Source organism: Paenibacillus humicola (assembly GCF_028826105.1).
Lineage (GTDB): Bacteria > Bacillota > Bacilli > Paenibacillales > Paenibacillaceae > Paenibacillus_Z > Paenibacillus_Z humicola.
Genome location: NZ_JAQGPL010000001.1, coordinates 2,738,439 through 2,750,917, shown reverse-complemented (window position 1 = coordinate 2,750,917; position 12,479 = coordinate 2,738,439). Strand labels below are relative to the sequence as shown.

10 protein-coding genes are annotated in these 12,479 nt (G+C 57.3%); 2 read left to right on the top strand and 8 right to left on the bottom strand.

Annotation, left to right across the window (positions count from 1 at the left end; all coding sequences use genetic code 11):
- Nucleotides 1-25: 25 nt before the first annotated feature.
- From PD282_RS12750 to zwf, 5 genes are all read right to left on the bottom strand, one after another.
- Nucleotides 26-754 (bottom strand): class I SAM-dependent methyltransferase, encoded by a 729-nt coding sequence (locus PD282_RS12750; protein ID WP_274651054.1) that lies wholly within the window; start codon nt 752-754, stop codon nt 26-28.
- 191 nt (nt 755-945) lie between these two features.
- Complete coding sequence (gene gndA, locus PD282_RS12745; RefSeq protein WP_274651053.1) at nt 946-2,385, bottom strand: NADP-dependent phosphogluconate dehydrogenase; 1,440 nt, start codon at nt 2,383-2,385, stop codon at nt 946-948.
- Nucleotides 2,386-2,451: 66 nt separating this feature from the next.
- Entirely contained in the window at nt 2,452-3,117 is a 666-nt protein-coding gene (fsa, locus tag PD282_RS12740) for a fructose-6-phosphate aldolase (protein WP_274651052.1), read from the bottom strand.
- 46 nt (nt 3,118-3,163) lie between these two features.
- Nucleotides 3,164-5,149: a transketolase gene (gene tkt, locus PD282_RS12735; protein ID WP_274655196.1), complete on the bottom strand. Its 1,986-nt coding sequence runs from the start codon at nt 5,147-5,149 to the stop codon at nt 3,164-3,166.
- On the bottom strand, nt 5,133-6,662 hold the full coding sequence (gene zwf / locus PD282_RS12730) for a glucose-6-phosphate dehydrogenase (protein ID WP_274651051.1): 1,530 nt from the start codon (nt 6,660-6,662) through the stop codon (nt 5,133-5,135). The genes tkt and zwf overlap by 17 nt, the downstream gene beginning before the upstream one ends.
- Nucleotides 6,663-6,847: 185 nt before the next feature.
- On the opposite strand from zwf, the gene PD282_RS12725 reads away from it, so the two are divergent.
- The gene (locus tag PD282_RS12725) at nt 6,848-7,753 is read left to right on the top strand and encodes a LysR family transcriptional regulator (RefSeq protein WP_274651050.1); all 906 of its coding nucleotides are present in this window, start codon (nt 6,848-6,850) and stop codon (nt 7,751-7,753) included.
- Nucleotides 7,754-7,831: 78 nt separating this feature from the next.
- Here the strand turns inward: PD282_RS12725 and PD282_RS12720 are convergent, their stop codons facing one another.
- Together PD282_RS12720 and PD282_RS12715 are read right to left on the bottom strand one after the other, a co-directional pair.
- On the bottom strand, nt 7,832-9,562 hold the full coding sequence (locus PD282_RS12720) for an AAA family ATPase (RefSeq protein ID WP_274651049.1): 1,731 nt from the start codon (nt 9,560-9,562) through the stop codon (nt 7,832-7,834).
- Nucleotides 9,563-9,629: 67 nt separating this feature from the next.
- On the bottom strand, nt 9,630-10,340 hold the full coding sequence (locus PD282_RS12715) for a lipase family protein (RefSeq protein WP_274651048.1): 711 nt from the start codon (nt 10,338-10,340) through the stop codon (nt 9,630-9,632).
- A 113-nt stretch (nt 10,341-10,453) separates the two neighbouring features.
- Between PD282_RS12715 and PD282_RS12710 the strand changes: the two genes are divergently transcribed.
- Nucleotides 10,454-11,359: a DMT family transporter gene (locus PD282_RS12710; RefSeq protein ID WP_274651047.1), complete on the top strand. Its 906-nt coding sequence runs from the start codon at nt 10,454-10,456 to the stop codon at nt 11,357-11,359.
- Here the strand turns inward: PD282_RS12710 and PD282_RS12705 are convergent, their stop codons facing one another.
- Nucleotides 11,360-12,295, bottom strand: a complete 936-nt coding sequence (locus PD282_RS12705) for a methylenetetrahydrofolate reductase (RefSeq protein WP_274651046.1) — start codon at nt 12,293-12,295, stop codon at nt 11,360-11,362. It lies immediately after the preceding gene.
- Nucleotides 12,296-12,479: the final 184 nt, after the last annotated feature.

Below are 12,479 nucleotides of genomic sequence, written 5' to 3'. Positions count from 1 at the left end.
TATGCGGCCGCTTCATGTACCGCGGTCAGGACGGTTTACGCCCCGTTACAATCCGGACCGGCGGAAACATGAGCCAATGCGGCCCGACGATCCGCAAATCGTTCGCGCCAAGCCGTTCGAACCCTTCGGCGTATTCCTTCACATACTGAAAGTCAAGGATCGCAAAACGTCCGCCGGGCTTAAGAACACGCATCATTTCGCTCAAAGCTCTGTACCGCTCCTCGGTCTCTCGAATATTGTGAATGGCCAGACTGGATACGACCACGTCGTATTCGTTATCCCCGAACGGCATGCTCCGCGCGTCGCCGTCCACAATTTCCACCCGTTCGGCCACCCCTTCAACCTTGGCGTTTGCCCAAGTCGCGGCCGGACCGTTGCCCGACTGGTCCTGTTTGTTCCAAATATCGATCCCGACCGCTTTCCCGGTCGTCAGCCTGCGGGCCGCGGCGTTTAGCACAAGCCCCCGGCCGCAGCCGACATCCAGCACGTTTTCGCCGCCTTGCAGCTTAACAAGCTCAAGCAAACGTTCCCGCTCGCGGAATTTTCCTTTTTTGCTGCTCCAAATCATATACAGCGCCTCGGCCTCGAACACCAGGAAACCGATCAGGAAAACGAAGCCGATTGCCAATCCCAGTCCGTGCAGCCTGCCCGGGAATGAGGAAAAAGCCGCGATGGCCAGAAGGAAGGCCCCCGCTCCCGCCAGCGCCAGATTTCGTACGACGCCGGGCGCGTCGATCCCGTAATCACCCCTCATTGATTTCGCCTCCAGACTCGATGCAAAATAAACAAAAAATGAGTCTGCCATCACCAACCCGAATAAACTGGTTATATTATCCATCATCTTCGAATAAATGCCAAGAGATAAAGCGCAAATAAAAAACGCTCCTGCAGAGATATCGTGAAGCGGGCTTCACGACTCTTCTGCAGAAGCGATTTAAGCAGCCATTATGATTTGACGGAATGCTCTACCGGTTGATTGTCCATCCATTGGAAGTGGAAGCTGCCTTCCCGGTCGACGCGCTCGAACGTGTGCGCCCCGAAATAGTCCCGCTGCGCCTGCAGCAGGTTAGCCGGAAGCCGTTCTGTGCGGTAGCTGTCGTAATACGCCAGGGCGGAAGCGAATGCAGGCACCGGAATCCCCCGGGTTACTGCGATCGCAATTACGCGGCGCCATGCTTCCTGGTAGTTCTCGACGATGCTGCTGAAATATTCGTCCAGCAGCAGGTTTTTCAGCTCCGGATCGCGGTCGTACGCGTCTTTAATATTTTGCAAAAATCTCGCGCGGATAATGCAGCCGCCGCGGAAAATCATCGCGATGCGGCCGTAGTTCAAGTTCCAGCCGAACGCGTCGGATGCGGCTTTCATCTGCGCGAAGCCCTGCGCATAGGACGCAATTTTGCTGGCATAAAGCGCTTTGCGCACCGCCTCGATGAACTCCTGCGGATCGCCGTCATAAGCGGATGCCGCCGGGCCCGACAGCCGTTTGCTGGCCGCAGTGCGCTCCTCTTTCATCGCGGAGAGGAACCGGGCGAACACGGACTCGGTAATGATGGACAGCGGAACGCCCAGGTCAAGCGAGCTTTGGCTCGTCCATTTGCCGGTGCCTTTCTGGCCTGCGGAGTCGAGAATGACGTCCACCATCGGCTTGCCGGTCTCCGGATCGCGCTTGGAGAAAATATCGGCGGTAATCTCGATTAAATAGCTGTCCAGCTCGCCTTTGTTCCATTCCGAAAAAATTTCGTGCAGTTGGTCCGTGTCAAGCTTCAGCACGTCCTTCAGCAGATGGTACGCTTCGCCGATCAGCTGCATATCGCCGTATTCGATGCCGTTATGAACCATTTTCACATAATGGCCGGCACCGTCCGGACCGATATACGTCGAGCACGGGTCGCCGTTCACTTTCGCCGAGATGGCGGTCAGAATCGGTTCGACAAGCTCGTACGCGTCTTTTTGCCCGCCGGGCATGATCGCCGGGCCTTTCAACGCGCCTTCTTCGCCGCCGGAAATTCCTGCGCCGATAAAGCGCAGTCCTTTGGCCTGCAGCTCTTTATTTCTTCGCTGCGTGTCGGGGAAAAAGGCGTTGCCGCCGTCGATGAGAATATCCCCTTCGCTCAGATGCGGCACAAGCTGATTGATCGTATCGTCGGTCGGCTGTCCCGCTTTGACCATGATGATGATTTTGCGCGGCGTTTCAAGCGACTCGACGAATTGTTCGACGCTGTACGTGCCGACCAGATTTTTCCCCTGCGCTTCCGATACCAGATCCTTCGTCTTCTCCGGCGAGCGGTTGTACACTGAAACGGAAAATCCCTTGCTTTCGATATTCATAGCCAGGTTTTTCCCCATGACAGCCAGGCCCGCTACGCCGATCTGCTGCTTGCTCATTGCGATTGCCTCCCTCTCACTCCGTAATTCCGTATCTATAAAAGCTTGCCCAATGGACGGCCTGTATTATTGAACGGCTTTTTTCCAGTCGGCGGCAAATTTGGCGATCCCTTGATCCGTCAGCGGATGCTTGGAAATTTGCTCGATGACCGAGAACGGCACCGTTGCGATATGCGCGCCGGCCATCGCGACGCGGGTGACGTGGTCCGGATGGCGGACGGACGCCGCGATGATTTGCGTATCCAGGTTATGCGTGCGGAACAGCTCCGCTACCTTCGATACCAATTGGACGCCGTCTTCGGAGATGTCGTCCAAGCGGCCGAGAAACGGCGAAACGTAGGTTGCGCCAGCGCGGGATGCCAAGAGTGCCTGGTTCACGGTGAAAATGAGCGTCATGTTCGTTTTGACGCCTTTTTTCGTCAGGTAGCGGCACGCCTCCAAGCCGGCCAGCGTCATCGGCAGCTTGATCGTGATATTTTTGTCGTTGTCGTTGATTTTGATCAGCTCGTTCGCCTGCGCGATCATGTCTTCGGCGGTCTCCGCGTCCGGCGTAACTTCCGCCGAGACGGATTCGACCTCGGGTACTTCGCGCAAAATCTCGGCAATGCGGTCCTCGAATTTTACACCTTCCTTGGCGACAAGCGACGGGTTCGTCGTGACGCCGGAGAGGACGCCGAGTTTATAGGCCTTTCTGATATCTTCCAGGTTTGCAGTGTCGATAAAAAATTTCATGTAAACTACCTCCATTTAATAAAGTTGTATATCGAATCAAGCTGCATTAAAGCAGCTCCTTCGCTAATCTTACCACGTTTTGGACGGAGAAACCGAAATGCTCCATCACCGCGCCGCCGGAACCCGACGCGCCGAACGTATCGATCGACAGCACTTTGCCGCTTGGCCCTGTGTAACGGTCCCATCCCAGCGAAATGCCTGCTTCGATGGCGATCCGTTTCGTAACGGAAGCCGGAAGGATTTGTTCCTTGTACGCCTCGGTCTGGCGGTCGAACAGCTCACGGCTCGGCATGGCGACTACGCGTACCGAAACGTTGTCTTTCTCCAGCTCGGCTTTGGCGTCCATGGCCAGCGAAACTTCGGATCCGGTGCCGACGAGAATCAGATCCGGCCGGTCATTCGTTTCCGCCAGCACATATGCTCCCTTGGCGACCTCGTCCACATTGCCTTTGGTCGCTTCGTATACGGGCAGATTCTGCCGGCTTAAAATGAGGGCGACCGGCCCGGCGGCTTGCTGCAGGGCGTACGCCCACGCGCTTGCCGTTTCGTTGGCGTCGGTCGGACGGATCACCGTCATACCCGGAATGGTGCGCAGCGCGGCCAAATGCTCGACGGGCTCGTGCGTCGGACCGTCTTCCCCAACGGCAATCGAGTCGTGGGTGAATACGTAGACGACGGGCAGCTTTTGCAGAGCGGCAAGCCGGATGGACGGGCGCAAATAATCGCTGAATACGAAAAACGTGCTGACGAACGGCTTGACTCCACCGTGAAGCGCCATGCCGTTGCCGGCTGCGCCCATCGCGTGCTCGCGGACGCCGAAATAAATGTTGCGTCCCGAGTAGGAATCGATCGCGTATGTCGGCTCCCCGCTGATATCCGTCATCGTGGAGTGCGACAAGTCCGCGCTGCCGCCGAAAATGGCGGGTACCTTTTTCACGTAATGGTTGATCGCTTGGCCGCTTGCGATACGCGTCGAAACGGCTTTGGAAGCGTCGAACGTCAAAATATCCGCAGCATCCAGCAGCACCTTGCCGTCGATCGCCCGATCCAGCTCTCCGCCTTCCGAAGGATACTGCGCTTTATACGACGCGAACAGCGAATTCCACGCTTCTTCTTTGGCCGCTCCATGCTGCTTCAGCTGCTCAAAATGGGCTCTGACCTCATCCGGAACGGTGAATTCTTCCTCAAACTTCCAGCCGTACGCTTCCTTGGTCGCTTTCCCTTCTTCTTTGCCCAGCGGAGCGCCGTGCGCTTTATTCGTCCCCGCAACCTTGCTGCCGTAGCCGATAATGGTGCGGATTTCGATCAGCGTCGGCTGCGAATCGTTTTGCTTGGCGGCCGCGATCGCATCGGCGATTTGCGAGACGTCGTTGCCGTCCTCCACCCGCAAATAGTGCCAATGGGCCGATTCTGCACGTTTCTGGATATTTTCCCCGAAAGACAGGTTTAAATCCCCGTCCAGTGAAATGTCGTTGGAATCGTATAGCACGATCAGCTTGCCGAGCTTCATATGGCCCGCCATCGACATCGCCTCGTAGGAGATGCCTTCCATCAGGCAGCCGTCGCCGACGAGCGCGTACGTATAATGGTCGACGACCGGGAAGCCGTCCCGATTGAATTTCGAAGCGAGATGGGCTTCGGCCATCGCCATGCCCACCGCATTCGCGATGCCTTGGCCCAGCGGTCCCGTCGTAGCTTCCACGCCGTCCGTATGCCCGAATTCGGGATGCCCGGGCGTCTTGCTGTTCAGCTTGCGAAACTGCTTCAAATCGTCGAGCGATACCTGGTAGCCCGTCAGATGGAGCAGGCTGTACAGCAAAGCCGAACCATGGCCAGCGGACAAAACGAAGCGGTCCCGGTTGAACCATTTGGCATTGCCGGGGTTGTGATTCAGATGTCCGGACCAAAGGGCGTATGCCATCGGCGCCGCCCCCATCGGCAGCCCCGGGTGGCCGGAATTGGCGGTGTTGGTGGCATCGATCGACAAGGTGCGAATCGTATCGATCGCAAGCTGATCAATGGTTTGCGTGATAGGCATAATGATCGTCTCCTTTTTTGTTATCGGCTTGCTCCCGCGGCTTGTCGTCGAACCACCAGTGGTATCCTTCCCTTGCGAGGAGCGCATCGGACTCGGCCGGCCCGTAGCTGCCGGCCGGGTACAGATGAAGCGGAACGAGATTTTGTTCGAACGCCTCCAAAATCGGCTGCACCCATTTCCACGACAGCTCGACCTCATCCCAGTGCGCGAAAAACGTCGGATCTCCCTGAAGCGCGTCGAAAATCAAATTTTCGTAAGCTTCCCGCACGTCCTCGCGGCTCTCGTGAAAATCGATCTGAATCGGCTTCAGCTCCCCTTTTTGCAGGGGATCTTTGGAGTTAAGCTGCAGCGTAATGCTTTCGTTCGGGCTGATTTCGAAGACGAGCAGATTCGGCTCTTTGCTGTCGTCGTTTGCTGCCGAAGACTGCTTCAGCGGCTCCTTGAATTCGATGACGATCCGCGTCGATTTCTCCTTCATTCGCTTGCCCGTCCGGATATAAAAAGGAACGCCCCGCCAGAAGTAATCGTCGATCTGCAGCCTCGCCGCGATAAATGTGTCGTTCATGGACGTTTCGGCAATGCCCGGTTCGGAACGGTACCCGGCCGCCGGCTTCCCTTGAATTTCGCCCTCCGCATATTGTCCGCGGATCACATGGGCGCCGACGTCCTCTTTCAGCAGCGGCTCGACGGCTTCCATGACCTTTTTCTTCTTGATGCGCACCGTCTCGGAGGTGCTGTTATGCGGAAGGTGAATCGCCAGCATCATCAGAAGCTGCAGCATATGATTTTGGAACATGTCCCGAACGGCGCCTACATGGTCGTAATATCCGGCCCGCTCTTCCACGCCGACCATTTCGTTCGCCGTAATTTGCACGTTGGCGATGTACCGGTTGGTCCATAAAGCGTGCAGTACCGGATTGGACTGCTGCAGCACCTCGAGCTTCTGCACCATCGGCTTGCCGAGATAATGGTCGATGCGGAAAATTTCATGCTCCTCGAACGATTCGCTGAGCTTCTCGTTCAAATCCCGGGCGGACTGCAGATCGTGGCCGAAAGGCTTCTCGATCACGAGGCGCTTCCAGCCGTCTTCGGAACCGAGCCCGCTGTCCTTGATGTTCGCGGCGATCGTTTCGAAGAATTCCGGCCCGACCGACAAATAGAAGAGCCGGTTCGGCGCGGCGCCAAGCTCGCGCTCCCGCTGCTCGACCCGCTGCAGCAGCCTGCTGAAATCCTCCTTGCGGCCGACGTCCAGAATGCTGTAATAAAACGCGCTCACGAATCGCCCGATTGACGCGGCATCGTCCGCGCCGCGCCTCGAGAACGTGCGGATCGACTGCTCGACGTTGGCGCGGAAGGTTTCGTCCGTATTTTCTCTTCTCCCGAGTCCGAACAGGGAGAATGCTTCCGGCAGCTTACCGTCGAGAAACAAATTATACAACGCAGGGTAAATTTTCCGTTTGGCCAAATCCCCTGTGGCTCCAAACAAAACAAATGTGGTTGGCTCCATTTTTTCCTCTCTCCTTCCAGCAGAGATTCCGATGATCGTGCGGCATTGGCGTAAGACGGTATATGCAGCGGCGCAGGGCCGTTTCCAATCCGGTTGATCTGGTTTCTTTTACGTAATTACACTATAATACGATTAACATCCATACAAGTAATAAATATATTTCACAGGAGCTATAGACCGGATCTATGAACAACAATTACGAATTATATAAGGTTTTTTATTGGGCCGCAAAGACGGGCAGCCTTACCCAAGCCGCCAAAGCGCTTTATCTCACTCAGCCGAGCGTCAGCCATGCCATCAAGCAGCTCGAGGACAGCTTCGGCCTCACTTTGTTTTACCGGAATTCCAAGGGCGTTTCGCTGACCCCGGAGGGGGCGATCCTATACTCGTATATCGAGCAATCCCAAATTCTGATCTCGCTTGCCGAGGAGAAAATGGCCGCGCTGAAAAATCTGGACAGCGGCGAGCTGCGGATCGGCGGGAGCGATTCGCTGTTTAAGCATTATTTGCTGCCGTTCCTGGAGGAATTCCACCGGACTCATCCCGGCATCCGCCTTCATCTCAATCACGGCACGACGCCGGAAATCATATCGTTTCTGAAGGAAGGCCGGATCGACCTCGGCGTCGTCCGCATGCCGATCGTCGATTCCCAGTTGGAGGTGAAGGAGAGCTTTCAGCTGCAGGACTGCTTCGTCGCCGGGGCTCGATATGCCGAGCTGAAGGACAAGGTTCTGTCGCTCGACAAGCTGCTCCAGTACCCCGTGATCCTGTTTTCACGCAACAGCCGGGTACGGATGGCCATTACGGAATTGTTTCAAAACTACGGGTTTACGCTGAAGCCCGAAATCGAGGTCGGCAGCGTCGATCTGCTGATCGAGTTCGCCCGCAAGGGGCTCGGCATCTCGTATGTGACAAGAGAGTTCGTCAAGAAGGAGCTGGACGAGGGCTCGCTTTTCGAAATTTCGCTGGACGTTCGGCTTCCCCCGTCTCATGTAGGCATTATGACGATGCGCAACATGCCGCTGTCCAGCAGCGCCGGACGGTTTATCGATCTGGTGCAGGGGCCGCTGCCCCCGGGGCGGACCGAATAACAAGCACGATGCGACAATCGCCCTCCGCCCGGCCAAGACGGCCAAGCGGAGGGCGATTCATTCATCTGCAATATAGTTTTAAGACGTCGGTTCCGGATCTCCTGCATCCTCCGGTTCCTTCGCCGCGGCGATCTGGGAAATCGAATCGAGCTGCGCGTGTGATTTCACCGCCTGCGGCTCAGGCCGGGTGTGTCCGTACATCCGCACGTAAATGTCCTCGATCTCCTCGCCCGTCAAATCGCCCCGGAGCAGGAGCTCCTCCGCTATGGCGTGCACGAGCTCGGCATGCTCCCGCACCAGCTCCTTCACCTGGAGCATCTGGTCCTTCAGCAGCTCGTTGATCTTCGGCCGCAGCGCTTTGAGCGAGTCGCCCTGGCCGCCTGCAGCCCGGAAGCTGAACAGCTCGTCGCCCATGCCGACCATGCCGAGATAGGAGCCGGCGATGAGCGTTGCCTGCTGCAAATCGGAGGTGACGCCGTTCAATTTCTTGCCGAGAAACTCCTCCTCTACGGCTCTGGCCGCCAGGCAGACCTGAATTTCCGCCAGCATCTCGCTGTCGCTCCGGTTGTACCGTTCGTGCGTCGGCTTCGTGGCCGCAAGGCCGAGCGCTCCGCCGCGGCGAATAATGGTCACCTTCCAAACCCGTTCGTGAGGCTTCAGCAAGTATTGGGCGACTGCATGTCCAGCCTCGTGGTAAGCGACGTTCCGTTTTTCGTCCTCACTCATGGAGCGCAGCGGCTGCTTGAGCCCCCACTCGTACGTCTCCATGGCTGCGCGGAAATCTTCGTAGCCAGCCATCTGCGCGCCGCGCTGGTGGGCGATGACGACCGATTCGTTGACGATATGCTTGATTTGCGCCGGGCTGTAGCCGATCGTATCGAGCGCGGCGCGTTCCGGCGTCAGCGTCCGGTCCCGTTTGACCTTCTGCAAATAATAGTCGAACACGTCCACCCGCCCGTCGTAATCCGGCGAATCGACCCAAAGCTGCCGGTCGAAACGGCCGGGCCGAAGCAATGCGGGATCGAGCACGTCGGGCAGGTTCGTGGCGGCGACCGTCAGCACTGCCGGCCGTTCGGCCTTCCTGCGCCGCAGCCCGAGCGCGCGCAGGAACCTGGCGAAGCGGGAACCGTCCAGATTCGGCGGATCCATCTGCAGGAGAAGCTCATTGAGCAGGCCCGAGCCGCCGCCCATCATGCCCATCATGCCGCCTCCGCTGCCATTCTGCCGTTTGACGCCGATCGCGTCGATTTCGTCAATAAAAATGATGCACGCGCCGTACACCTGCGCCAGCTTGCGCGCTTTCTTGTAAAGCCGCATCACCTTCAAGTTGCCGACGCCGAAAAACATATTTTGAAAGCTGGGAGCGGACGCGTACGCGAACGGAACCTCCGCTTCGTTGGCGATCACCTGCGCCAGATACGATTTGCCCGTTCCCGGAGGTCCGCAGAGCAAGAAGCCGCGGATCGCCTCGCCGCCCATGTCCTTGAACTCTTTCACGCCCTTCAGCAGCGTAACGATCCGTTTGGCGTTCTCGACAATTTCCGGGTTGCCGCGGTAATCGTCCCAGGTCGCGCCGGTTTCCCCCGGCAATATCCAGTACGTCCGTCCCCGGGCCAAAAACCAGAACATGGCCGCGAATTGAATGATGATGAACAAGATGGCAAAAAGCAGCTGAAAAGCGACGCTCGCAATGCTGATCGCGATCCCTAAGGAATACTTGCCTCCCAAATACCACAGCACGCCTACTGCGATGAGAGCCGCAAGCCACAGGAGGAATGCACGCCATTTGATCCAACGATATCTCCTCATGGCTCCACATCCTTTTGGACAGTTTGCACCATTCTATTATGCAATCGGAGACCCGTCAACACATTTTTTATGGGAGAATCAGCGGCCAAAAGGCGTCGACGGTGACATCCAGATTCGTGACGCCGGCGCCGTTCAGGTAAGGCCGATGGTCGCGAAAATAGTCCGCATGCCCGCCGATCAGCTGCAGCGGTACGACGCGGCCGGGCCTGTATAGCCGGCGGTTCCAGACCGGCCCGCGGAAGCGCCCCCGCTCCCATCCGCCCCAGGTTCCCAGGCGGCAGACGGGATCCCGGATTCCGCCCTGCGGGCCGGCGGCATACAAATAGCCGACGCTCGAACGAAGCCCGTCGGGAATCCGGCATTTCGGCGAGCCGATCTGAACGACGCGGCAGTCCGCCAGCGGCTTGCGCGATTTCAGCAGCTCCAGTGCATGCACGGCCGCCAATCCGCCGGCGCTGTGCCCGATTAGGACGATACGCCAGCCGTCCCGGTATTCCGCCGTCTCCCGCAGGACGAACTGCCCCCCGACGGATCGTGCGCGCTTCCGCATGGAAAGGTTCAGATCGCGGCGGACTTCCCGCAGCTGGCCCAGCAGGCTTCGTCCCCAATCGCCATACGGGAACAGCAGCCTGGAATGGATGCCGGCAATGCCCGCCTGCCGGGCGCGGCGCACAAGCTCGCCTCCCAGCGCTTCCATGAAATCCGGCGAAGTATAAACCCCTGCGATCAGAAAAAATGCGATCCGATCGGGCATCGTTTCATCCAGCTTTTCCGGCATAACGGACCGTTCCTTTGCACATCGAATGGATGGCGGATGGGATTGTACATTTTCCGCAAATCGTAGACAATGGATAAGACAGGTTGTGCATGAATCCGGGATAGGGGAAAACCATGAAAAAATCGCTCGCTTTTCCGCTCGCCGTTGCGCTGGTCGCGATTTCATTTTCGGCGATCTTCGTCAAATGGTCCGATGCGCCGTCCACCGTCTTAAGTATGTACCGCATGCTGTTCGCCAGTATCCTCATGTTACCGATTGTATGGAAAAAACGCGCGGAATTCAAAAAAATCGCCGGTAAGGAGCGGCTGTTCCTCCTCTGCTCCGGCTTTTTTCTGGCGATGCATTTTGCGCTGTGGTTCGAATCGCTGAAGCTGACGACCGTGGCCAACTCCACGATCATTCTCGCCCTGCAGCCGATCGTCTCGCTGATCGGCGGCTTTTTCCTGTTTAAAGAACGGACGACTGCCGCGGCGCTTGTGACGATGGGCATCGCCACCGCCGGAGCGATGATGATCGGCTGGGGGGATCTCGGCGTCGGCCGCAGCGCGATCCTCGGCGACATCAGTTCTTTTCTCAGCGTTGTTGCCGTGGTCGGCTACTTGTTTATCGGGCAAAGCATTGTGAAGAAAGTGTCGCACTGGATTTACAGCTTCTGCGTCTTTCTGAGCGCAGCTTTGTTTTTAACCGTCTACAACGTCATCGCAGGCAGCGCGTTCGGCGGCTACTCGGCGCGGAACTGGGGCATCTTTCTCCTGCTGGCGATCGTTCCGACGATGGCCCATGTCATTAATAACTGGCTTTTAAACTACATCAATGCCACGACGATCTCGATGAGCGTATTAGGCGAACCGGTCGGGGCGACCGCGCTTGCGGCCTGGCTGCTGGGCGAGAGCGTTGTCGGCTGGCAAATTGCCGGAGGCCTGCTCGTTCTGCTGGGCGTTTTCCTGTTTCTCATCCTGAAGCAGAAGCCGTCTCTCCCGAATGAACGGGCTTCCGCCCGTCCCTTGAACACCGATTGATCAAGCGGACGGCAATTTGCGGTCGAACAAGCTTTTAATATCCCGGACGAGCTGCACGGACGCCTCGATTTCCACCTTCCGCGTGGAGACGCTTTCGACGCTGCAGCCGATGGGAATGCCTTTCTCCAGGCTGAAATCGAGCAGCTCCTCGAAGAGCTGCCGGGCGAGAACAAGCGATTTGTCCAGCACATCGCTCGAATATTTCAACTCGTTTTCCAGCCATTTTGGGATGCTGATGCCGAGCCACTTCATAAATTCCAGCGTTTTCGCGGAACCGCAAGGCGCAAGATTGAACAAGACGGGCGCCATTACGATTCCGTTATTCGTGCAGGTGTAATAATAGTCGGACAAAAAGTTTTTCGACGCTTCGACGTTATAGGTCGCCTGCGAAACGAAAAAGCTGCACCCGTCACGGATCTTGTTCACCACCCGCAGGTGTTCATCCTGCTTCTTCGTATGCCGCTCGGGTATCACCACGCCGCCGAAATGAAAATCCGGCTGCACGCGCTTGCTCAGCCGGGCGGCCGACGCGACATCGAGATGGACCTCCTGGTTGCTTGACGATGCGCCGACATAAACGGCATATTTGTCATGCTCCGAATTGGCCTTGATCCATTCTTCGAGCCGGGCTTCGGTATATTTGCCGACACAGCGGTAGATAATTTGCGGAACGGGCAGCCCGCGAAAATACAGGTCCCCGTATTGCGAAGGATCCACCATCGGCAGGTACGGAAACGGCCTCTCCTGCTCCGCCGCGCGGTCAGCCTCTTCCTGAACGTCATAAAGCAGCAGCGCGTCGATGGGGAGAGCTTCGATCCGCGCCAGCTGCTTCTGCGCAATTTCCGCGATTTTGTCCGGCGTATAAACCGCCTTCGGCGGAGTCATTCCATACGTTAAAATGCCCGGCTGCCTGTTCAGCAGCTTCTGTTTCAGCATCGCAGCCTCCCCCTGTCCTTTGCGATAATCGCAGCATGTATGGGATCGTCATTCATCGGAAACCGGCAGGCCGGGGCAAAACCGGCTCGCTCCCAGGCTTCTTCCTCATCCCGAATGTCCAAAAAATTCAATTGAAATTCATCTGCTGTTCACGCCCTCTTCATTTAACCCCGCTACGATTGGA

What these genes read in the sequence shown, in the direction of transcription:
- gndA (WP_274651053.1), bottom strand. Translation starts at nt 2,385, where the DNA reads ATGAGCAAGCAGCAGATCGGCGTAGCGGGCCTGGCTGTCATGGGGAAA.
- fsa (WP_274651052.1), bottom strand. Translation starts at nt 3,117, where the DNA reads ATGAAATTTTTTATCGACACTGCAAACCTGGAAGATATCAGAAAGGCC.
- PD282_RS12710 (WP_274651047.1), top strand. Translation starts at nt 10,454, where the DNA reads ATGAAAAAATCGCTCGCTTTTCCGCTCGCCGTTGCGCTGGTCGCGATT.
- PD282_RS12720 (WP_274651049.1), bottom strand. Translation starts at nt 9,562, where the DNA reads ATGAGGAGATATCGTTGGATCAAATGGCGTGCATTCCTCCTGTGGCTT.
- PD282_RS12750 (WP_274651054.1), bottom strand. Translation starts at nt 754, where the DNA reads ATGAGGGGTGATTACGGGATCGACGCGCCCGGCGTCGTACGAAATCTG.
- PD282_RS12715 (WP_274651048.1), bottom strand. Translation starts at nt 10,340, where the DNA reads ATGCCGGAAAAGCTGGATGAAACGATGCCCGATCGGATCGCATTTTTT.
- PD282_RS12725 (WP_274651050.1), top strand. Translation starts at nt 6,848, where the DNA reads ATGAACAACAATTACGAATTATATAAGGTTTTTTATTGGGCCGCAAAG.
- zwf (WP_274651051.1), bottom strand. Translation starts at nt 6,662, where the DNA reads ATGGAGCCAACCACATTTGTTTTGTTTGGAGCCACAGGGGATTTGGCC.
- PD282_RS12705 (WP_274651046.1), bottom strand. Translation starts at nt 12,295, where the DNA reads ATGCTGAAACAGAAGCTGCTGAACAGGCAGCCGGGCATTTTAACGTAT.